This window comes from Desulfonatronum sp. SC1 (genome assembly GCF_003046795.1).
In the GTDB taxonomy this organism is placed as follows: Bacteria; Desulfobacterota; Desulfovibrionia; order Desulfovibrionales; family Desulfonatronaceae; genus Desulfonatronum.
In genome coordinates, this window is record NZ_PZKN01000016.1 from 31,217 (window position 1) to 53,104 (window position 21,888).

The 21,888-nt window shown below is 55.5% G+C and carries 15 protein-coding genes; 11 read left to right on the forward strand and 4 right to left on the reverse strand.

All coding sequences use genetic code 11. From position 1 onward, the window contains the following. From gmk to C6366_RS10165, 6 genes are all read left to right on the forward strand, one after another. A complete protein-coding gene (gene gmk / locus C6366_RS10140) occupies positions 1 to 627 on the forward strand; it encodes a guanylate kinase (protein ID WP_107737605.1) in 627 nt (208 codons plus the stop codon). Between the two features lie 62 nt (positions 628 to 689). Next, positions 690 to 1,457 carry an orotidine-5'-phosphate decarboxylase gene (gene pyrF, locus C6366_RS10145; RefSeq protein WP_107737607.1) on the forward strand — a complete coding sequence of 256 codons (768 nt, stop codon included), beginning with the start codon at positions 690 to 692 and terminating at the stop codon, positions 1,455 to 1,457. Further along, positions 1,439 to 2,221, forward strand: coding sequence for a lipopolysaccharide assembly protein LapB (locus tag C6366_RS10150; protein ID WP_107737608.1), 783 nt, complete (start codon positions 1,439 to 1,441; stop codon positions 2,219 to 2,221). Before pyrF ends, C6366_RS10150 begins: the two co-directional genes overlap by 19 nt. A 68-nt stretch (positions 2,222 to 2,289) precedes the next feature. Next, positions 2,290 to 3,168 (forward strand): HDOD domain-containing protein, encoded by an 879-nt coding sequence (locus tag C6366_RS10155; RefSeq protein ID WP_158269730.1) that lies wholly within the window; start codon positions 2,290 to 2,292, stop codon positions 3,166 to 3,168. Positions 3,169 to 3,263: 95 nt separating this feature from the next. Further along, positions 3,264 to 4,934: a single-stranded-DNA-specific exonuclease RecJ gene (gene recJ, locus C6366_RS10160; protein ID WP_233248456.1), complete on the forward strand. Its 1,671-nt coding sequence runs from the start codon at positions 3,264 to 3,266 to the stop codon at positions 4,932 to 4,934. 4 nt (positions 4,935 to 4,938) lie between these two features. Continuing rightward, on the forward strand, positions 4,939 to 6,108 hold the full coding sequence (locus C6366_RS10165; protein ID WP_107737614.1) for a glycosyltransferase: 1,170 nt from the start codon (positions 4,939 to 4,941) through the stop codon (positions 6,106 to 6,108). Here C6366_RS10165 and C6366_RS10170 read toward each other — a convergent pair. Genes C6366_RS10170 through C6366_RS10180 form a run of 3 tightly spaced genes read right to left on the reverse strand, consistent with a single transcriptional unit; the run spans position 6,045 to position 11,093 of the window. Beyond that, on the reverse strand, positions 6,045 to 7,310 hold the full coding sequence (locus C6366_RS10170) for a M48 family metallopeptidase (RefSeq protein WP_107737616.1): 1,266 nt from the start codon (positions 7,308 to 7,310) through the stop codon (positions 6,045 to 6,047). The two genes, C6366_RS10165 and C6366_RS10170, sit on opposite strands and share 64 nt — an antisense overlap. A 40-nt stretch (positions 7,311 to 7,350) precedes the next feature. Next, the gene (locus C6366_RS10175; RefSeq protein WP_107737618.1) at positions 7,351 to 9,243 is read right to left on the reverse strand and encodes a GTPase; all 1,893 of its coding nucleotides are present in this window, start codon (positions 9,241 to 9,243) and stop codon (positions 7,351 to 7,353) included. Beyond that, positions 9,240 to 11,093, reverse strand: coding sequence for a hypothetical protein (locus tag C6366_RS10180; RefSeq protein ID WP_107737620.1), 1,854 nt, complete (start codon positions 11,091 to 11,093; stop codon positions 9,240 to 9,242). The genes C6366_RS10175 and C6366_RS10180 overlap by 4 nt, the downstream gene beginning before the upstream one ends. 539 nt (positions 11,094 to 11,632) lie before the next feature. Here C6366_RS10180 and C6366_RS10185 point away from each other — a divergent pair. Then, positions 11,633 to 12,253, forward strand: coding sequence for a PilZ domain-containing protein (locus tag C6366_RS10185; RefSeq protein ID WP_107737622.1), 621 nt, complete (start codon positions 11,633 to 11,635; stop codon positions 12,251 to 12,253). A gap of 14 nt (positions 12,254 to 12,267) precedes the next feature. Then, positions 12,268 to 13,554 carry an EAL and HDOD domain-containing protein gene (locus C6366_RS10190; RefSeq protein ID WP_107737624.1) on the forward strand — a complete coding sequence of 429 codons (1,287 nt, stop codon included), beginning with the start codon at positions 12,268 to 12,270 and terminating at the stop codon, positions 13,552 to 13,554. Between the two features lie 21 nt (positions 13,555 to 13,575). Here the strand turns inward: C6366_RS10190 and C6366_RS10195 are convergent, their stop codons facing one another. Further along, positions 13,576 to 14,739, reverse strand: coding sequence for a pyridoxal phosphate-dependent aminotransferase (locus C6366_RS10195; RefSeq protein ID WP_107737626.1), 1,164 nt, complete (start codon positions 14,737 to 14,739; stop codon positions 13,576 to 13,578). An 809-nt stretch (positions 14,740 to 15,548) separates the two neighbouring features. On the opposite strand from C6366_RS10195, the gene dnaN reads away from it, so the two are divergent. The 3 genes from dnaN (at position 15,549) to gyrA (ending at position 21,682) form a co-directional block, all read left to right on the forward strand. Beyond that, the gene (gene dnaN / locus C6366_RS10200) at positions 15,549 to 16,712 is read left to right on the forward strand and encodes a DNA polymerase III subunit beta (protein ID WP_107737628.1); all 1,164 of its coding nucleotides are present in this window, start codon (positions 15,549 to 15,551) and stop codon (positions 16,710 to 16,712) included. Positions 16,713 to 16,773: 61 nt separating this feature from the next. Beyond that, positions 16,774 to 19,152, forward strand: coding sequence for a DNA topoisomerase (ATP-hydrolyzing) subunit B (gene gyrB / locus C6366_RS10205; protein WP_107737630.1), 2,379 nt, complete (start codon positions 16,774 to 16,776; stop codon positions 19,150 to 19,152). 76 nt (positions 19,153 to 19,228) lie between these two features. After that, the gene (gene gyrA / locus C6366_RS10210) at positions 19,229 to 21,682 is read left to right on the forward strand and encodes a DNA gyrase subunit A (RefSeq protein WP_107737631.1); all 2,454 of its coding nucleotides are present in this window, start codon (positions 19,229 to 19,231) and stop codon (positions 21,680 to 21,682) included. The last annotated feature ends 206 nt before the right edge of the window (positions 21,683 to 21,888 follow it).

The following is a 21,888-nucleotide window of genomic DNA, read 5'->3' on the forward strand; positions in this document are numbered from 1 at the left end:
ATGGACGGGGAACCAGAACGGTCCCGCCAGGGCATCCTTTTGGTAATCAGCGCCCCCTCGGGTACGGGTAAAAGCACGCTGATCAACCGGTTACGCGTCGAATTTCCCCGCCTGGCCTTTTCGGTGTCCTACACGACCCGCGCCCCCAGGGCCGGAGAACTAAACGGCCGGGAATATCATTTCGTCGATTCGGAGACATTCAACGGCCTCCGTGACTCGGGCAAGCTAGCCGAATGGGCGGAGGTCCACGGCAATTTCTACGGGACCTCCAGGCCGGCGGTCCAGGCGATGCTGGACCAGGGCCGGGACGTGCTCTTCGACATCGACGTCCAAGGTTCCCGACAATTGCGCCAGGCATTCGCCCAAGGCGCGTTCATCTTTCTCTTCCCCCCCTCCATGCGGGTTCTGGAACAACGGTTGCGAGGCAGAGGCACCGAAACCGAGGAATCCCTGGCCAAACGAATGGCCAACGCCCGCCGGGAGCTGGAACAGGCGGATTTTTTCGACTACTGGATCGTGAACGACGACCTTGACCGAGCCTACCAGAATCTGCGCGGCGTATATCAGGCCGAAGGTCTGCGCAAATCGTGCAACCCGGGACTCGTGGAGCAGATCTTGGCCGGGTGAGTCGCTTATTTTGAGCCGAACCGGCTCAAGCGATCCGAAAACCGACTTGTCGTGAAAATCTCATGGCCCAATTGATCATCGCCCTGGATACGCCGGACCTGGAATCGGCCCTGCTACTCGTCGACCGGTTGCATCAGCACACGCGTTGGTTCAAGGTCGGCTTGGAATTGTTCTCCGCGGTCGGCCCCCGAGTAGTGGAAGCCGTGCGATCCAGGGACTGCAATGTTTTTCTGGACCTGAAATTTCTGGACATCCCGAACACGGTCCAATCCGCGGTCCGGGCCGTATCGAGTCTGGGCGTGAACATGCTCACCGTCCACTTGTCCGGAGGCCGACGGATGGTCCAGGCAGCTCTGGAGGGTGTCCACCAGGGAACTCCCTCCGCCGTGTCCCCTCCCCTGGTTGTAGGGGTGACGATGCTCACCAGTTTGAACCAGGAAGACCTTTCCTGGATGACAAAACCCGGTGAAAAAGCCGTTCCCGACCCGGGCGACCTGGCCATTGTCCTGGCCGAACACGGACGCCGATGGGGCGTGGACGGCGTGGTCTGTTCGCCCTTGGAGGTCTCCAGGATCAAGTCCCTTACCGACCCCCTCTGCATCTGCGTCACCCCGGGCATCCGCATGCCGTCCGACGGGACTCCCGAACTCGCGAAGGACGATCAATCCCGGACCCTTACTCCGGCCGAAGCCGTAGCCGTCGGCAGTGACTATCTGGTGGTGGGCCGCCCCATTACCCGGGCGAGCGACCCGGCCCGTGCCGCGGAATTCTTTTTGCAATCCATGGCAGCGACTATCGCAAGGAGGCATCCATGGCCGAACGTTCCGTGACAACTCCACAGAAGGAACACGCCCAGAAAACCAAGGAACGGATCAAAGGCGTTTTTTCGTCCCAGGTGCTGACCAAAATCGGCACCGGCTCGACGCTGCGCAAAAGCATCCAGAAAAGTTATTTTTTCGTCAAGGAGTTGGATGACGGGAGCATTGAAGTCCAACCGCTGAACGTGAACTACGTGCCTTCCGGTCCGAAACAGGTTATTCTAATAGATGAGTTTCTGGAAAAATTTTCGCCGGAGCCGGAATTTTACACCATTACGGTCATGCCCAAAATGCGGGAGTTGGAGAAGACCATTGCCCGAGGCGACCGCCACCGCAAGCGCGGCGAGACGTTCAGCGCGGAAATGGAATACGGCAATGCCGTCAGGGTCGACGAGGAAAACGTTCGCGCCAATTTCGGACTGGGATTGACCTACCTTGAGCGTGGGGCCACGGACAAGGCCCAGGATATTTTCGAAAGGCTGGTCAAGATGGAGTCGGCTTACGAGGCGGAGCACAAACACCTGTTCAACGAGTTCGGCATCAACCTACGGAAAAACAAGATGATCGACCAAGCTTTGGATTACTATGCCCGGGCTCTGGAGCTTTCGGAGAACGATGAGAACCTTTGCTACAATATCGCTCGGGTCCATCTTGAACGCAAGGACATTCCAAAAACCGTCGAAATGCTGACCAAAGCCCTGGATATCAACCCGGAAATGCCGGAATCCATCAAATTTATGGATTTTCTCAAAAGCAAAGGCTTGGTCAAAACGTAACACGTCCGCGTATCGATGACCCGCTCCATCGGCGCGTCATATTTCGGAAAAACCTAAGGGAGTTATGGGTGGCTTTTCACGCCAGAGGGCAAGATTTTTTGAACGAACTACCGGAAATTCATCAAGATCTTCCGGTTTCCCCGCAACTTTTTCAGACGCTGTTTTCGCTGACCAGCGACCAATCCAGTTCGTCGCTGGTGGACATCGCCAAGGTCATCGAGAAAGATCAGGGATTGACCGTCCGTGTTCTGACCATGGCCAATTCGGCCTATTATGGATTGCAGTCCCAAGTCGGTTCCGTGCATCGGGCCGTGATGATCCTGGGGCTCCAGGAAGTCCGTAAACTGCTTCTGCTCTTGAACATCCGCTCCCTGGAGCAGCGCCTGGATGCGGATATCTTTGACGTTTCGAGCCACTGGCGACACCAGGTGGATGTGGCCCATGCCGTCAAAATCATGGCCGGCCACGCTCCGGGGACGGACCCCGAAGAACTGTTCACCATCGGCCTGCTCCATGACCTGGGCAAGATGATCACCGCCCTCTACCGCCCCGACGATTGGAAAGCCATCCTTGCTTTGTGCGCGGCCAAAAATGTTCCGCTCTTTGTCGCCGAAGACGCCTATTGGGGGCTGGATCACGCCCTGATAGGGGCGATGACCCTGAAATCCTGGTTTCTCCCGGCTTCCCTGACCGAACCCATCAATTGGCATCACGCCCCTGGGCTGGCCAAGGATTTCGAGGTACAAGCCAGGATGATCCGGCTGGCGGACGTTCTGGTTCGCCATCAGCTTGACCAGCATTCCCGCGATTGGCCCGAGAAAAACCTCCCCGCCAAGGACATCCGCGACCTTCGGCTTCCAGAAGACCTCGAACAGAATTTAATTCCCGAAATGCGGGCCTCGGGCCGGACCGACCAGTTTCTACGAAGCCTGGGAATCGCGGCATAAAGCCCAAAAATGTCCTTCTGATCAGCACCAGTCCTTTTCCCATCATGCACACACTCCCCACCTTCCCCGAAAAAACGTGGAGGTTTCGCTCCGCTTTGCCCGATCGGCATCATGTCCAAAACCTGGCCGCCAACCTGGATATTTCTCCGCTTCTGGTCACTCTTCTCTGGAGCCGCGGCGTGCGCACGGCCGAGGAAATGGATTTGTTCTTGTCTCCCGGACTGCGGCATCTGGCCCAACCGGAACAATGGTGCGGCCTGAACGCCGCCGGACAAACCATCGCCAAAGCCATCGCCCAGGGCAGGAAGCCGGCCGTCTGGGGCGACTACGACGTGGACGGCATCACCAGCACCGCGCTCCTGCTGCTTTTTTTCCAGGCCCGAGGCGTCGAAGCGGATCATCATATCCCCCATCGCCAGACCGAAGGCTACGGGTTGAACAATACCGGCATCGAGGACCTGGCCCGGCGGGGGATCGGCCTGCTGATCACCGTGGATTGCGGCATCAGCCACCTCCCGGAAGTGACCAGGGCAAAGGAACTGGGCATGACCGTGGTGATCTCCGACCACCATCTGCCCGGTCCCGACCTTCCGGCCGCGGACGCGATCATGAACCCCAAGATCGGCGACTGCCCGTGCCCCAACCTGGCCGGGGTGGGGGTGGCCTTTCTCCTGGCCGCGGTGCTCAACCGGATGCTCCCCGGCGACCCCCTGGACATGCGTCAATTCCTGGACTTGGTAGCCCTGGGCACGATAGCGGACATCGTCGAGCTGACCGGACAAAACCGGATACTGGCCAAGAACGGCCTGTCCATGCTCAAGGAAGGGAAACGTCCGGGCATCGTGGCCCTGAAGGAAGTCTGCGGATACAAACCGGGCGCGGTGCTGGACGAGGATCGGGTGGGGTTTGGTCTGGCCCCCCGGATCAATGCCGCCGGTCGACTGGGCCACGCCGAAACCGCCCTGCGCCTGTTACTGACCCGGGACATGACCGAGGCCAGGGAACTGGCCAAGGAACTGGACGGCTACAACACCCACAGGCGAGGCATTGGCAAGGAAATCCAGGAAGAAGCCCTGCGCCTGGCACTGGAGCAGAAAGGCCGCTTCGGGCTGGTGCTGCACGCCCCGCACTGGCACGAGGGTGTCATCGGGATCATTGCCTCCAAGGTTGCGGAAACCCATTACCGCCCGGCCATCATCCTCACGGACCACGAATCCGGCCACCTCAAGGGGTCCGGGCGAAGCATCCCGGAATTCTCGCTCTACGAGGGACTCACGGCCTGCCAGCATCTGCTCCAGGGGTTCGGCGGCCACAGCCAGGCCGCCGGACTGCGGCTACGCCGGGACGACTTCGCTGCCTTCCAGGAAGCCTTCAATACTGTGGTAGCCCAGGCCCTGAACAATACCCCTCCCACCCCCACCCTGATCCTGGACGCTCCCCTGGGTTTCGGGGAAATCGACTACGACCTGCTCAAAGAGCTGGAACTCCTGGCTCCTTTCGGCGCGGACAACCCAAAGCCGCTGTTTCTCTCCCCCCAGGTGGTCGTGCGCAACCGCAAACCGGTGGGCGCGGATCACGTGTTCCTGGACCTGCGCGACGACGAAGCCGAGGTGACCATGCGGGCCAAGGCCTGGAACCAGGCCGCAAACCTGCCCCGAAGCGTCACCGGAAAGTCCATGCTCCTGGCCTACACCCCGAAGTTCAACGAATTCAACGGCGTGACCAGCATCGAGCTGGCCTTGCGGGATTGGTCGGTTCAAGAGTGACGCCGTGCACGTTCATCACCACACAACCTTGCAATCCCAGGGCGGCACGGCCCAGTTCGCCCACAACCTCATGGCCTGGCTTGCGCGGCACGACGTCACCGGCTCCCACACCTACGAGATCCAGGATAACGCCTCCACCGGACAATGCCTTTCACCCTTTGCCGTGGCCGAGCATGTCCGCAACCCAGGTAACCTCGCGGACGACACAGCCATTGTACACCTCCACGGTTCAGCCGACTGGCCGACCTGCCTGGACGGATTCGCCGCCACGTCGCACCGGCTGGTGCTGACCCTCCACGACTGTCGCCTGCTCACCGGAGGCTGCGCCTATCCCCTGCATTGCGGGGCCTGGAAAACCGGTTGCCAACAGGACTGCCCCCAAAACCTAGCCGCTCACGCCGACCACAGCCGGGCAGTATTCCGGCTGCTGGAAACGCTCCGTCCGCTGCTGATCTCCCCCTCTGCCTGGCTGAGCCGCATGGTCCGGGAAATCCATCCCCAGGCCCGAATCCACACCATCCCCAACGCCGTGCCGGAGAGCCTTGGCCCCCCGGCAAGCAAATCTTCCGAGGAAAAACGGATCGTCAAACGGGAGCTGGGCATCGACGCGGCGGGGAAAGTCGTGCTTTTCGTGGCCCATGGCGGCAAGCAGGCCATGTACAAGGGCGGGCATCTGTGGGAGCGGCTCTGGAAGCGCGTCAAGCAGGGCGAACCCCGGGCCGTGGCCGTGGCCGTGGGCGGAAATGCGATCCACCGCAGCGGGGACTTCCTGGAGCTGCCCTATCTGGACCAGGAACGCCTCCTCCGCTGCATGGACGCCGCGGATGTGCTGGTCTATCCCAGCCTGGCGGACAACCATCCCCTGATCATTCTCGAAGCCATGTGCAGGGGCCTGCCCTGCGCGGCCTTTGCCAGCGGCGGCATTCCCGAGCAGGTCATCCATGAACAAAGCGGGTTGCTGTCGCCTCCGGGCGACATGGTCAGCCTGGCCGCCTCGGTCCTGGAGATCCTGGGCAACCCCCGCCTGGGCAGGCAGCTCGCCCAGGCGGGCCGAGACCGGTTTATCCGCCTGTTCCAAATGGACCACATGGGCCGCCGCCACCTTCGGCTTTACGCCGAATCGCCTCTATCTCGACCAGACAGGGCCGCCTCGCGTTCCAGCAACGTGGGATGAGAGTAGTGAAAAGCGCTGTACCGGGGATGGGGGGTCAGGTTGGAGAGATTTTTTTCACTGAGCTTGCGCAGGGCGCTGATCATCGGGCCCGCGCCCAGGCCGTTTTTCCGGGCGAAGCGATCCGCCTGATATTCATGTTTGCGGGAAAGGCGATTCATCAGCGGTGAAAGCCAGAACGTGAACAGACCGGCCAGCAGAGCAAAAAGCAGAAAGGCCGGGCCCGGGCCACTATCCGCGAAACGGAATCCAAACGCCTCGATGAACGTCGGGCTTTGCAGCAGCCAGGCCAGCAGCGCGAAGGAGGCCAGCCCGAAGCCGGCGGACAGAGTCAGCATTTTCGGAATATGGCCGAGCTTGTAGTGGCCGATTTCATGGGCCAGCACGGCTTCCAGCTCTTCCTCCGACAGCTGCTCGATCAGGGTGTCGAAGAGCACGATCCGCCGGAACCGCCCGAACCCGGTGAAAAAGGCGTTAGAATGGCCGGACCGCTTGCTGCCGTCCATGATCTGGATGGTCTTGGCCTTGAACCCGGTCCGATCCGCCAGGGCCATCAGCCGCTGCCGCAGTTCGCCCTCCGGCAGCGGAGTCAGCGTGTTGAACCAGGGCAGGATCAGCATGGGGTAGAGGACCATCATCACCAGTTGAAAGACGAAAAAGACCACGAAGGCCCAAACCCACCACCATGGTCCGATCCAGTCGATCAGGAACAGAATTGCGGCCAGCAGGGGCAGGGCGATGATCACGCCCAGAATCAGCCCCTTGATCTTGTCCGTGACCCACAGCCGCAAGGTGCTGTTGTTGAATCCAAACCGTTCTTCCAGCCGAAACTGGGCATGATGGTCCAAAGGCAAACCGGGCAGGGACAACAGGATCATCACGGCAACCAGATACAACCCTTCCCGCCAGACCGAAGCCGACAGCCCGCCGCCGAACAGATCGTACGCCCAGGGCAACATCCCGGAAAAAAGCACCACCGCCAGGACCACCGCTCCATACGCCTCCCCGAACAGCCCGAACCGGCTTTTGGCAAGGGTGTATTCCACGGACTTCCGATACGTCACCTCGTCCATCACCTCGCGCAAGGCTTTTGGCGGCGCATCCCGCCGCCTAACTTCGCGCATGTTCAAAAGAATCAGCCAGACTTCGGTGATGACCTTGGCGACCAGGGCGGCCACAACCACGATGAGAATCAAGGTTTGCATATTTTTTCAAACTTACATCAGGAGTTACAGTTATATATAATTATTTGTCGTTTTTCGCTTCGTGAACGACAGCCCCAAAACGCGACGGGTCCAATTCCTGTTGCAGAACTTCCGTGCTTACCCGCAACGCGTCTTCCATATCCCGAACCCGATCCAGCAACTCCTCGACATCCTGGCGCACCCGGCGCAGGGATTCGGTTTCCGCCGGAGCGTCCAGGGCCTGGACTAGTTGTTCCGGCGGGGGCAGATCGCCGGAGCGGGTCAAGGCGACGGAAACGAGCAGGTATCCTGGAAAAAGGCTGATCAGGAACACCGCCATAGCGGTCAGATAGAAATCAAAGGGCAGCCAGTCCCCGGCCAACCAGCCGGAAACCAAGCGCAGGGCGGCATGGCCAAAGACCAGCACTGGCAGAAGATTGCCTGCCAGGGTGTGCGCGAGGCCCAGGCGCCGGGCCGCCAGTTGGCCGGCACTGGCGAGCACGGCCTGTTCCAGACGCTCCTGAAAGAATTCCCGGGTGCGCTGATCCTGCTCGGAATGTTCCGACGTCCGGGGTAGCACGCCTTGGGAGCGCAGCACGTTCAGGCTTTGATGCAGAAGCCGGGTCGCCCAAAGCGCTTGCTCCGCTTCAGGAGTTGAAGCCGGTGGCTCAAAAGCTGATGGTTTCGCGCCGTCCAGCCGATCCAATCCGAGGTCTTGCAAGGTTCTTCGCGAATCCTGGACGATATCGGTCAACCGGCGTTCCTCTTCAGCGGAAAACCCTTGCAGGATGGTCCGTACGGGCAAAATCCCCTGCCAGGCGGCCTTTGCCGCGTGCCACCCGGCCCGGAGCATCCTGGTCAGGGACGGCCCGCCCGCGGACATCCTGGCCAGATGGTAGGCCAGGCCGGAAAAGGCCAGCCGCCCGCGCACCCAGACCGGCAGGGCCAAAAAGCCGCCCACACGGCCCGGAGCGGCCCGCCAGGCCTGTTCCCGAATGATCCGGCGCAGCATGTCTTGGCTGTGGGGCGTGGACAGGGCCTTGAGGAAAATTCCGCGCACTCGTCCGTCCAACTCCTGCTCATGGGCCGACAAGGTCCGGTGCAGGCTTTCCAGGTCTTGGCGGACCGAAACGGAAAGGGCATGGCGGACCTGATTGAAGACGTCCTCGGTTCGCAAGGCCTGGACCTGCTCCTTGGCCCGGTGGGCGAACAGGGCGGCGCGCAACCGTTCGAACCGCTCGTTCAATCCATCTTCTCCGTTTTGCGCCACAACCGCGCTGACCGCGAAAAAACCGCCCTGGTCCACGTCAAAACCCAAATCCCGAACCCGGCCCAGAAAATCCGCGCACACGGCCTCCCGGTCTTGGTCCGGAATCTGGTCCAGCTTGTTCAGGACGAAAAACCAGCGCTTGCGGGCCGCCCAGCGACGGACTTCATCTTGGATGCTGAAATTGGCCCTCTTGTCCGGACTGCCTACGTAAACCACAATGTCCGCCCGCTCCACCAATCGACGGGTGCGCTCTAGATGCACGGACTCCGTACTGTCCACATCCGGCGCGTCAATCAGGGCCGTTCCGGACAAGCGGTGATCGGTGATCACCACGTCCGCTTCGTCGAGAAATGTAAGATGCTGTTTATCCGCCGGGGCCACCGCGACATGGGCGCGGGTGGTCTTGGGACGAATAGTGGCCGAGGTTGGACTGAGGCCGGGCTTACCCAGCAGGGCGTTGAATAGCTCGGACTTGCCCACTCCGGTCCCACCCAAGAGCACGATGACGACCGGGCGGCCAAGACCGACATCCAAGCCTGTCCGGTCATCCAGAACGCCCAGAACCCGCTCCAGGCGCAGGGCCATGGCCTGGGCCGCGGGCAGGCGGTCGAAGCGCCGCGCCTTCTGGATCAATTCTTCAATCCTGGCGGTTATGCGATGGGGAAAAAATCGCGGAGCGGTCATGAGTGGACTCCTGAACCACTTTGTTTAGGCCACCTTGTCCGAATCGCCTCCACCGCGGCCAAGCAGGCCACAGGGTCGGCCTCATCCAAGGCGCGAATCCGTTTTCGCCAGTTTCTCCCAAAAAGTGGCTCCGCAAGATACTCACGCAAATGCGCCTCCAGTTCGTCCCGACGCTGGGCCCGCCATTTGGCATCGGCCTTTTCCAGGATATCCTTGAGTTTGAGTTCCTCGAACATTTTCAACACCGTTCCCGCGCCCAGACTCCCGGCTCCGGCGGCCCCGGCCACCCCAAGCTGGCCCACCGCGCCGAATACCCCTCCGGACACGGCCAAATCCAAAACCAGGGCCGCGCCGCCCAGTAACACCAGCATTTCCGACAACGTCCCCACCAGGGAGCCGTACCAGGGATGCTGTCGCGACCAATTCCGCACGTCGGCCCGCAGCGCTTCCTTCCAGTCGTCGCGCACCGGGGGGGGCTCATGCTCCTGAAGATGCCGGGTCGCTTCCCGGCATCTTTCAGCGGAAAACAATGTAGTCTCCGAGGAATTATCCCGCCGCCACGCCTCCAGGAGCACGACCACGGCTTCTTCCAATCGTCGCCGCTCCAGTTCCCGGCGATCCCGCAGCACGGCCCTTCGCTCGGTATCGCGAAATCTCGCGAATAACCCGCGCAAGGACAACAGCATGCCCGCGGCCCGGGCAACGGGCAGGGTGACCATCCGCAGCCACCCCGGACGACTTTCCTTGACCACGTCGATGATCAGCTCCACCAGTTCCCCGGCGGGAAACTGGGACCCGGCGATCCGTTCGCTGACCTCGACGATTCGCCGATCCGCGACAACCAATCGCTGGGTCAGCGACTCACGCAGGTCATGAGCTTCCCTTGCCACGGCCCCGGCAGAGGTCAATACTTGGTCCACGACCTCCAAAAGGTTGGACCAGTACACCTCAACGGCGTCTTGGCCCTTGATTAAGAACCAAAAATCCGGACCATTCGGGTTCAGCGGCCGGATATCCTCCAACTTCGGAGAAACGTCGCGCGGGGCATAGTACACCGCCGCCTGTTCCAGAAACGCGCCGATCCGCCGTCCATCCCATCGCAAATCCTGAAATTCCGGAGTCTGTCGGACATGCTTCAACACATCCTCCCAGATGTCCCGGGCCACTTCAGCCTCGTTGGGAGTGGACAGTTTGGTAATCACGTAGACCAGATGCCCGGCCCGTCTGGCCACGGCTCGGAGCTGCTCCATCACCGCGGCGTCCTTGTAGGCTTCGGGATAGACCATGAATATCACGGTCTCCGCCCGCCCGAGCATGGCTTCGGCCCGGGTCCGATTGCTCTGCTCCACGGTATTAAAGTCCGGTACGTCCACCAGGACCATCCAGGCTGACTCCGATTGCCGATCCGCTTGGTCATCCCGGTAATATTGAAAATAAAGGTTCTTCCCCGGTCGTCGTCCGTCCCGGAGCATGTCCATTTCCTGCAATGGATACAGCTCGTAGCCGGGAAAGATTTCTCCCAGGTCCAGAACGTCACGCAAGGGCTCCGGCACGGCAGCGGCGGGATTGGAGGTCATGGGCCGCCTCGTTTCACCGGCAGGAACGGGAATGCCGGTCAGTAGCCGAAAGACCGTGCTTTTCCCGGCCCCACTAGGACCGAAAAGTACACAGACCAAACAAATCCGTCCCTCATGGGCGATTATCCGCACCGGCTTGCCCACCAACTCGGACCATCCAGGCAGGTCGTTCAGTTCGCCATCATCCCGGTCCAAAGCCCGATGCAGCCTGGGCACCCATTCCAGAAGGCGGCTGATTTGTTGAATGATTGACGAAAAGTCGATTTTAGGCATGGATTATTTAGTGGATGGCGCAATATCGGATCAAAAATCGCAAAAGGAGCGAGAAAATGGAGCAAGGCTGCACTTCCGTGCTTGTTGATCTTGAAATTCAAGCTTGATAATTTTGTAATTTTTTGTCAATAAATCCAAAATTGAACTCCTCGTGGAGTTAATCGCTATTTTTGATATCTTCCCACAATATTGCTATTATATTTGAAAGGTGAAAAAGTATTCTTTGTAAAATTCCGCTTGTGACATCTATTTTACTCTTATATTTATTTACTTTATATTTCACTTCCAAAATATATTTCACTACAAATCTGCATCCATACTGTATTCTTCATAAAATCAATTCTTTCAAAATATATATTACATCGGAAAAGTTTTTTTAATATTTTTGCAAAGCAATTCTACTTTTTACATATTTAGAATTTTAAAATAATATTAGGAATAACTATAATGAGTGAAATTAATTCAAAAAAAAAAATAAGCAAAAACTTATCCAACCTATTAAGCCGCTTCCCATTCTGGAATGCGGATACAACCTATTAATGCGCGTAGGAGAGCGGCTTCATATAAAAATATGTAGTACAGGTGAGCGATTGTGGGGCGAATTAGTTGGATTTAAACAGGGTGAATTTCTTCTTGTTTGGTTGCATAATCTGATAACAAAACATAAAATTGTTACTGAAAATAACACTGTTACTGTAAGAGGAATGAATGTTGATTATCAGCTATGCGGATTCAAAACTACAGTATCTAAAATAATTATTAAACCTTATCCTCTTGTTTTTTTAAAATTCCCATCTTTTTTTGAGAAACTACACCTGAGACGTCACGACAGAATGGACTGCTTCCTCCCTGCTCAGATGTTACTCGATGGAAACGAATACAAAACCATGATCGTTAACCTTTCACAAGGTGGAGCGCGAATCGTTCTGGATCTGAATAATTCAGACATTTCCCCGGATCAATGCGAGGGACGCGAAGTATATCTTGTTTTCAAAACCGCAAATAATGACAAAGAGGTGTATGCTAAATCCTTCGTTCGCAGTGCCAATAACGAAGCAAGAATGGCCCTCGGACTTGAATTTATCGAACTTATCGGCGAATCACATGCAATTATCGATGAGTATGTCTCCAGCATCAAGGAATATTCCACCTTTAAATAGGAATTTCAAAACCAATGGATCAAGCTTCGTTGACACCTCCAAAGACAACATATCTGCCTATTTTTATCGGAAGACAGACAATTTACGATAATCGTTTGAATGTCTGGGGATATGAGCTTTTATTCAGATCCAGCGGAAACGATAATGTTGCTCAGTTTTCTGACCCGGAGCAGGCCACTGCCATGGTGATTACCGAAGGCTTCTCCATGGCGACCGAATCGATACCAAAAGGAAGGAAAATTTTCATAAACTACCCAACAGGATTACTTTTAAAAAACGCCCCTCTCGCCCTTCCTAAAGAAAATTGCGTCATCGAGGTCCTTGAAACCGTGAAACCCAATCCGGAGATCATCGCATCCTTGAGCACGCTCAAAGACAACGGATATACCATTGCTTTGGATGATTATGTCGGTCAGCCAGGATATGATCCCTTATTGGAGTTGGCGGATATCATCAAGGTTGAGTTTCTAGGTCGTCCCTGGACGGAACTCATTAAAATTGGACAAAAACTACATAAATATAGGTGTTTGCTTCTTGCAGAAAAAGTTGAAAACAGGCCGACTCTGGAACTGGCTGCCTCTCTGGGCTTTTCCTATTTTCAAGGTTTTTTCTTTTCTCGTCCTGAAATTATCACTGGAAGAACCATCCCAACAGCGGTCGTCAACAGAATCCGACTGATCCATGAAATAAACGCAAAAGACTTCGAAGTGTCCCAAGTGGCAAAAATAATCAGTCAAGATCCCGGGCTGAGTTTCCGGTTACTGAAACATATTAATTCCGTCTTTTATTCCTTTAGGCATAATGTTCGTTCCATTTCTCAAGCCGTAACATTGATGGGCTCTCGAGCCATTAAGCAATGGGCCATGTTGTCCATGCTTGCCGACATTGGCTCTGAGGGGAAAAATCAGGAACTCCTTTTCAGCAGTGTTCATCGAGCCCGTTTTCTTGAAATACTCGCCGTCGAGGCTAATCAACGTAAACATGACCCGGATACGATGTTCCTTCTTGGACTCTTTTCCAACCTCGATGCCATGCTCAATCTCCCTATGGAAGATATCCTCATTCATCTGCCGTTGGAAAAAGATATTGGAGCGGCATTACGTGGGGAAGATAACTTCATGCGCCAGTGGATCAAGATGACCATTGCAGTGGAAAGGGGTGATTGGACGAGTGTGGTTTCTATGATCGACTTCTTCCGGCTAGATGAACAAAAAACAGCCATGAATCACCTCCGTGCGGCTGATTGGGCTTATAAAATGCTCTTCGCTCAACAAGCTACGGAGAATCCTTCTTTGAAATGATTTTTTTATCAATAATAAAAATTACGCTGATAACTGCTCGATATACCCCTCCAATCGCCGCATACCCTCCTCTATATTTTCCAGGGAATTAGCGTAGGAAAAACGCAGGAAGCCCTCGGCGTTGGCGCCGAAGTCGATGCCTGGGGCCACGCCGATCTTGATCCTATCCAGGATGTCGAAGGCCAGTTTCAAGGAGTCCGTTCCCAAATGCCGGGCATTGGCCAGGACGTAGAAGGCGCCAGTGGGTTCCACGGCGACGCCCAGGCCGAGTTCCCGCAGTCGGCGGACCAAGTATTTACGTCGTTGATCGTAGACGGCCCGCATCCGGGCCACGTCCGGTCCGGCGGATTCCAAGGCCGCTATCCCGGCCCATTGGGCCATGGCGTTCGCGGAAATGAAAAAATTCTGATGCAGAATGCGCAGGGTGGGGATAAATTCCTTCGGGGCGATGACATAGCCAAGCCGCCATCCGGTCATTGCGTAGGCCTTGGAAAACCCGTTGAAGACGAAGGCCCGGTTCGTGAATTCGAGGATGCTTCGCTCCCGGCCCTCGTAGACCAAGCCGTGATATATCTCGTCGGAGAGAATCCAGGGATGCCCTTCCGATTCGGCGCAATTCCGGGCCAGGGTTTGCATCCGTTCAGCGGAGAGCAAGGTTCCGGTGGGATTGGACGGAGAATTGATCAGCAGCCCGCGGGTCTTGGGCGTTATTCTGGATCGCACGTCCTCGGGCCGGAACTGAAACCCGTCCTCTTCCAACGTGGGCACGCACACCGACACGCCGCCGACAAAGCGCACGAAATTCAGATAACAGGCATAATGAGGGTCCGAGACGATAATCTCCTCCCCCGCGGCCAGCAGGGCCGAAAAAACGAGAAACATAGCAGGTGAAGTACCGGCGGTGACAATGATCTGGTCCGGATGGACGTCGACTCCATAGGTCGCATGGTAGTGGCGGCAGATGGCCTCCCGAAGCTCAATAATCCCCTGGCTGTGGGTGTAGTGGGTGTGGCCGTCCATCAAGGCCTTGCAGGCGGCCTGTTTGATGCACTCCGGGGTGTCGAAGTCCGGTTCGCCGATCTGCATGTGGATCACGTCGTGCCCCTGGCAGGCGATGCTTTGACATTTCTCAAGAACTTCCATTACATAAAACGGCTTCATGCCGGTACAGCGATATCTACTCATAATGTGCGCTCCAATGCTATTTGATCGCGGGTTCCTATCGAGGATTCCGCCCGCGACCGCAATCCCAAACACTATGCCAGGACGAACGGAAAGAAAAGTTTGAGCGACCAGTTGCCCCTCCTTTCAGAATCCGATTTTGCCAGCCATCACCATCAGCACCTTTTCCACATCTCAGGAAAAGGATATTTCCTGACGTGGTTTGACCGAGATATGGAAATAATCCTGGATGAATCGTGGCGTTCTTCACCCAGCGTGGCTTTTGCCCTCCATCAACGGATAATCCAGCGGATAATGGAAAAGCTTGTCGTTCGAATTCCCCAGGTTCGCGAACACGGATGCGCTCCGCTGCCGCCCTGGACCCCGGTTTTAAATAGGGCCATGGTTCCGCTTGACGTCCGGTATCTTCCCGGCGGCCGATTCAACCTCACTTACGCGGTGTTGACCTTTTGGCCATGGCGAAACGGGTGTGCCGGATGTGCTTTGCGTCAAGGCGATCAAAGTTCTGGCCAGCGAGATTGTGAAGGAAGATTTTTCGATGTTCACAACTCCTTCTTAACATCGGGGTTTGAGCCCTATAATGGGGTCTAAAAATCTTATTATTTTAATATGATGACAAAGATAGAAAAAGCATGGTATATAACTCTGTTTTTTACGAACAGAAGATACCTCCAACCATGAGCCTCACCTAATAAAGAACAAAGGCCATCTTGTTCCGCACCCTTGAAGCAACTTTTTTTTCTTCTTAAAAATCATACAAATATATCAAATATCAACAAAGTGACAATGCTCATAACAAGAGGAGTATTCATATGAAATTTCTTATACAGAGAGAAGAAATTCTCCCCGCACTCCAACAAGCTGCCCAGATCACCAGCGTGAAGACAGGAGCCGTGTACCTCCGTTCAACGTGGCTCAAAGTGGAAAACGACCAATTGCGGATCATGGCCACGGATTCAAATATTGAGTTTTTCGGTGTCTTTTCCCCAGAGGTCAAAGAAGACGGGCTCGTGGGCGTCAATGGGCGCCATCTGTACGATTTGATCCGTAAACTGCACCCCGGAGAGCTGCAATTTCTCGTGGATGAAAAAGCCAATAATTTGGTGGTCAAGCAAAACAAGCGCAAATATGTCCTACCCATCAATGAGAACTACTGGTTTCAACCCCTCTCCGTGTTTCCTGAGGAGAACGCCATCTCCTTGTCCGGGGAGACTCTCTCGACGATCATCGACAAGGTTTCCTACTCCGTCAGCGACGACGACACGTTGCAGGCCTTCAACTGCATGCTCCTGAAGTACGCTGCCAAGGATCAAAAAGTCGACTTTTGTGGTCTGAACGGCCATCAGCTAGCCCTGTGCAAACTGGAGCACGAAGGACTGCAAAACCTGTTGCCGGAACAGGGCATTTTGATAAGCAAGAAGTATCTCCTCGAACTGAAGCGCATGATTCCCCTGAAGAAAATTGAACTGAATATCCAGAATAACAGATTATATTGCCGTTCCTGGGATTTCAAGGAGAACATCAGTCTTCCTCTTTCCTTGTACGACTACCCGGACTACAATCAGTTGCTGGCCAAACACGCCTCGTCGTATCCCAGCGGGATGGACGTGGATAGACGGGGTTTAGTGGACGCCTTGGACCGGATTCTGATCTTCAATACGGATAACAGTATGTGCACTTTTTTTGAGTTCAGTGAGGGCATGGTGCAGATGGATGTGCAATCCGAGGAAAAAGGCGAAGCTAAGGAATTTCTTGATGTCGTATTTCAGGGCAATTTGAAGAAGATCGCCTTTCCAACACGTGATCTGATAGGAATTCTCTCTCACTTCGATTCGGACCAAATCCATTTTCACTTTACCAGTTCGGATGGACCGTGCTTTATCGAAGACGTCAATGATCCGGATTACAAAGTTTTGATCATGCCGATGCAGATATCCGACGAAGTGATATACACGGATACTGACACGGAAGCATAGCGATCAGACTTAATCATGACCTGCTCGCCAGGAAAGAAAGCAACAGAAGGATTTTTCCGCAATGGAACATGAAAAAAAATATACCGCCAGCAACATAACGGTACTGGAGGGCCTTTCCGCAGTCCGGAAACGTCCGTCCATGTACATCGGAAGCACCAGCGCCCAGGGGTTGCACCATCTGGTTTATGAAGTCGTGGACAACAGTATCGACGAATCCATGGCCGGGTATTGCTCCAAGATTCAGGTGCAGCTCCATCTGGACAACAGCATCACGGTCAGCGACGACGGTCGAGGCATTCCGGTGGACATCCATCCCAAGGAGAAAAAGCCGGCTGTGGAAGTGGTCATGACCGTACTGCACGCTGGCGGCAAGTTCGACAAGGACACTTATAAGGTTTCAGGCGGCCTGCATGGCGTGGGCGTCTCCGTGGTCAACGCCCTGTCCTCCTCCCTGGAAGTGATAATTAAGCGCGACGGGAAAAAATATTTTCAGCGCTACGAGCGAGGCGTTCCGGTCACGCAACTAAAGGAAATCGGCACGTCTCAGAACACCGGGACAATCATCCGCTTTCATCCGGACGAAGATATTTTCGAAACCGTGGAATTTAATCCGAACACCCTTAAAAAGCGGTTCGACGAACTGGCTTATCTGAACAGCAAAATTGAAATCGAATTCATAGACGACCTGAATAACGAGGTTAGCACCTTCAAGCATGAAGGCGGTATAGTCTCCTTTATAGCGGACCTCAACGCCAACGAACAGACCATCGGGCAGATCATTTCCGGGACCAGCGAAGCCAGCGGCGTGATCACGGAATTCGCCCTGCAGTACAACACCAATTACAAGGAAATCGTTTACACCTTCGTGAACAATATCTGCACCCATGAAGGCGGTTCTCATTTGGCGGGCTTCAAGTCCGCCCTGACAAGGGCCATCAACAACTATGCTTCCAACTCGGAAGCGGCCAAAAAAAGCAAGGTTAAGATATCCGGGGACGACGTACGCGAGGGGCTGACCGCGGTGATCAGTCTGAAGCATCCCGATCCCCAGTTCGAGGGCCAGACCAAGACCAAGCTGGGCAACAGCGAGGTTGCCGGGATCGTTTCCTCCTCGGTCTACGAAACGTTGAATCGTTATCTTGAGGAAAATCCCAAGGACGCCAAGGCGATCATCGAGAAAATCGTTGACACGGCCCGGGCTCGGGAGGCCGCACGCAAGGCCAAAGAACTGGTCCGCAAAGGACCCCTGGCCGGTTTTTCCCTGCCCGGAAAACTGGCGGACTGTCAGACTAAAAATCCCGCAGAGAGTGAACTGTTCATCGTTGAGGGCGATAGCGCCGGCGGCTCGGCTAAACAGGGCCGCAATCCGAAGTTTCAGGCTATTTTGCCCTTGCGCGGCAAGATATTGAACGTGGAAAAAACACGGATGGACAAGATTTTGTCTAACAAGGAAATTCAGGCCCTGATCACCGCCATGGGCGTGGGCACCGGGGAAGAAGACGTGGATTTGAGCCGCCTGCGCTACCACAAGGTGATCATCATGACCGACGCGGACGTGGATGGCTCACATATTCGTACCTTGCTGCTGACCTTTTTTTTCCGCAAATTCCGCTCCCTGATCGATCAGGGGCATGTCTATATCGGACAGCCACCCTTGTTTCGTATCCACAAGGCCAATTTCGAGAAGTACATCCACGACGCGGATGGAATGGACACCTTCCTTTTGGAAAAGACCGCGAACCAATTTGTCTTACAGGGCGAGGAGGATCAGCGTATCGAAAACAGCAAGATGCTATCCCTGCTCAAGACCGTGAAACGCATCCAGGCCTTTGCCGCGGATTCGCGCAGCCTGGGATTGACCGCGGAGCTCTTTTTTCGCCTGGTGTCCTACCGGCTGCGTCTGGATGAAGATTTGCGGGATATCAATTTACCGGCCTTTCAGGAATACATGAAGCTGCACGGCTATTTCGTGGACGTGATCCACGAAACGTCGGAGATTGAAACCATCGCCTTCATGCGTTTCACCCATGAAAACGGCTATTATGTCAAACTTAAAAGCGAGTTTTTCAAGTCCAAAGGCTATGTTAAATCCTTCGACCAGATCAGCAAGATAGTGGAGGAGCACGGAACGCTGTTTTTTAAGGTGTTCAAAGGGGAGGACAAGGTAGCGGAGATGGATCTGCTCGAACTGTACGCCTTTTTGTTGGCCGAGACCCAGAAAGTGTTCAATATTCAGCGGTATAAGGGCCTGGGGGAAATGAACCCCGAGCAGCTCTGGTCCACGACCATGAATCCCGAGGCCCGGACTCTGCTCCAGGTCAAGGTGGAGGACGCCGTCGAGGCGGATCAGATTTTCTCCCGACTAATGGGCGACAATGTGGAGCAGCGACGGATTTTCATCGAAAAGAACGCCCTGTTCGTGGACCAACTCGACATCTAGTTTTTTTGGCTATTTATCAGGCCATTCGTTCAGAACGGTTGATTAATGATCAGCCGATTATTTTTTCGGAGCCATAGTGAAGAACAACATATTCATCGAAGAGGAAATGCAGCGCTCCTATTTGGAGTACGCCCTGAGCGTGATCATCGGCCGGGCCATTCCCGATGTCCGGGACGGGCTCAAGCCGGTGCATCGGCGAATTCTGTTCGCCATGCACGACCTGGGGAACACCTACAACCGGGCGTACAAGAAATCGGCTCGCATCGTCGGCGACGTGATAGGTAAGTATCACCCCCACGGCGACAGCGCGGTGTACGACGCCATGGTCCGCATGGCCCAGGATTTTTCAATGCGCGAACCCCTGGTGGATGGGCAGGGCAATTTCGGGTCCCTGGACGGAGACGCTCCGGCGGCCATGCGGTACACGGAAGTGCGCATGGCCAGGCTGACGTCGGAATTTTTACAGGACATCGACAAGGAAACCGTTCCCTTCCGGCCCAACTACGACAACACCTTGCAGGAGCCGGAAGTCCTACCCACCAAGGTACCCAATCTACTGCTCAACGGTTCGTCCGGGATCGCGGTGGGCATGGCTACGAACATTCCGCCGCACAATCTCGGCGAGTTGATTGACGGTCTGCTGTTGTTGCTCAGCAAGCCCGAAGCCGAGGTGGCGGATCTGCTGGAATGCATCAAGGGTCCGGACTTTCCGACCAGCGGATTCATCTACGGTCGGCATGGGATCATCGACGCCTACAAGACCGGCAAGGGCTCCATCAAGGTGCGGGGCAAGGTCGAGATCGAGGAGCGCTCCAAGCAGGCTGAGTCCATTGTCATCACCGAAATCCCCTATGCCCTGAACAAGGCCAGCCTCGTGGAGAAGATCGCACAGATAGTCCATGAAAAAAAGGTGGAGGGGATAAGCGATCTGCGCGACGAATCCGATCGCAACGGGATTCGGATAGTCATGGATCTGAAGAGAAATGCCATTCCGGAAGTGGTTATCAATTCTTTGTATAAATTTACTCCTTTGGAATCATGGTACCACATCAATACCCTGGCGGTGGTTCATAACAGGCCCCAGCTTCTGAAGTTGAAAGACGTTTTGGAACTGTTCATCGAACATCGCAAGGAAGTGGTCCTGAATCGGACCCGCTTTGACCTGAACAAAGCCGAACAGCGGGCGCACATTTTGGAAGGGCTGAAGATAGCCCTGGAGAACATCGACGAGGTCATCGAGCTGATCAAGTCCTCCAAGACGCCCGCGGAGGCCAAACAGAAATTGATATCCCGCTTCGCCTTTACGGACCTTCAGAGCCAAGCCATCCTGGACATGCGTTTACAGCGCCTGACGAATCTGGAGCGTGACAAACTTTTGGCCGAGTACCAGGAACTGCTTAAGCGGATCGATTATTTGCTGAGCATTCTGCGGAACGTGGAGGTTTTAATCCAGGTTATCCGCGAAGAGCTGGTGGAAATCAAAAAATTATACGCCACGCCGCGACGATCGGTGATAGTGGAGGAAGACGCAAGCAGCATCAACATGGAAGATTTGGTGGGCGACACGGAAGTGGTGATCACCCTGTCCCAACGCGGCTACATCAAACGTACGCCCATGGATACCTATCAGCAGCAGAAGCGCGGCGGCCGCGGCATCTACGGGGCCTCCACTATTTCCGAGGACATCATTTCCCAGATGTTCACCACCACGAACCACAACTTTATCCTGCTGTTCACCAACAAGGGCCGGATGTACAAGATCAAGGCTTACAACATCCCCGAGGGTTCACGCACGGCCCGGGGTATTCACGCCTCCAACCTGCTGCCCCTGGACAAGGACGAATTCATCGCCACGGCCATGACGATCAAGGATTTCGCCACGGACAAGAACTTTTTGTTCGCCACCAAGCGGGGCGTCGTGAAGCGCTCTCAGGCTCAACTTTACGTCAACTGCCGCCAAAGCGGCCTGAAGGCGGTCAATCTCCATCCGGAAGACGAACTGATCACCGTGCGGGAGATTTCCTCCACGGCGGAAGTAGTCCTGATCAGCCGGGACGGGAAATCCATCCGCTTTTCCTGCTCGGATATTCGTTCCACTGGTCGGGCCACGGCAGGGGTCAAGGGTATGGATTTAAACTACGGTGATCAGGTGGTGTCCTGCGTTGTCACGGACGACGATCAGCGCCAGGAAGTGCTGACCGTTTCGGCCAACGGCTTTGGCAAGCGCACTCTGCTGGAGAACTACCGCAGCCAATCCCGCGGCGGAAAAGGGGTGATCAACATGCGCGTGACGCCCAAAACAGGACACGTAATCGGATCAGTGCTGGTCGAATCCGAAGACGATTTGCTGATCCTGACCAGCGCAGGAAAGATCATCCGGATGAACGTGGCCGGAATCAGCCGCGTAGGCCGCGACGCCCAGGGCGTGACCCTGGTGCGCATGGATCCGGACACCCTGGTGGTTGGCTTCGACCGCGTCGACGCTGACGAGAAGGCGTTGCTGGACAACGGCACGGAGGATGAGCAATGATCAGCTCAGCATCGTCTCTTGCATCCAGTCCGATAAAATAGTTTTTGATTGCGTGGCACCGCGAAAAAATCGAGCTCTCAAGGTTAACCTTGAGAGCTCGATTTTTTCATTTTCGCGATCGGAAAAATCCTCCCCCGTAGGGGCACGGCGCGCCGTGCCCCTACGGGGGAGGATTATCCGTAAAACAAATTGTCAACCTATTTTCC

Coding starts and splice junctions, on each gene's coding strand:
- gmk (WP_107737605.1), top strand. CDS start 1: ATGGACGGGGAACCAGAACGGTCCCGCCAGGGCATCCTTTTGGTAATC.
- pyrF (WP_107737607.1), top strand. CDS start 690: ATGGCCCAATTGATCATCGCCCTGGATACGCCGGACCTGGAATCGGCC.
- C6366_RS10150 (WP_107737608.1), top strand. CDS start 1,439: ATGGCCGAACGTTCCGTGACAACTCCACAGAAGGAACACGCCCAGAAA.
- C6366_RS10170 (WP_107737616.1), bottom strand. CDS start 7,310: ATGCAAACCTTGATTCTCATCGTGGTTGTGGCCGCCCTGGTCGCCAAG.
- C6366_RS10175 (WP_107737618.1), bottom strand. CDS start 9,243: ATGACCGCTCCGCGATTTTTTCCCCATCGCATAACCGCCAGGATTGAA.
- C6366_RS10180 (WP_107737620.1), bottom strand. CDS start 11,093: ATGCCTAAAATCGACTTTTCGTCAATCATTCAACAAATCAGCCGCCTT.
- C6366_RS10185 (WP_107737622.1), top strand. CDS start 11,633: ATGCGCGTAGGAGAGCGGCTTCATATAAAAATATGTAGTACAGGTGAG.
- C6366_RS10190 (WP_107737624.1), top strand. CDS start 12,268: ATGGATCAAGCTTCGTTGACACCTCCAAAGACAACATATCTGCCTATT.
- C6366_RS10195 (WP_107737626.1), bottom strand. CDS start 14,739: ATGAGTAGATATCGCTGTACCGGCATGAAGCCGTTTTATGTAATGGAA.
- dnaN (WP_107737628.1), top strand. CDS start 15,549: ATGAAATTTCTTATACAGAGAGAAGAAATTCTCCCCGCACTCCAACAA.
- gyrB (WP_107737630.1), top strand. CDS start 16,774: ATGGAACATGAAAAAAAATATACCGCCAGCAACATAACGGTACTGGAG.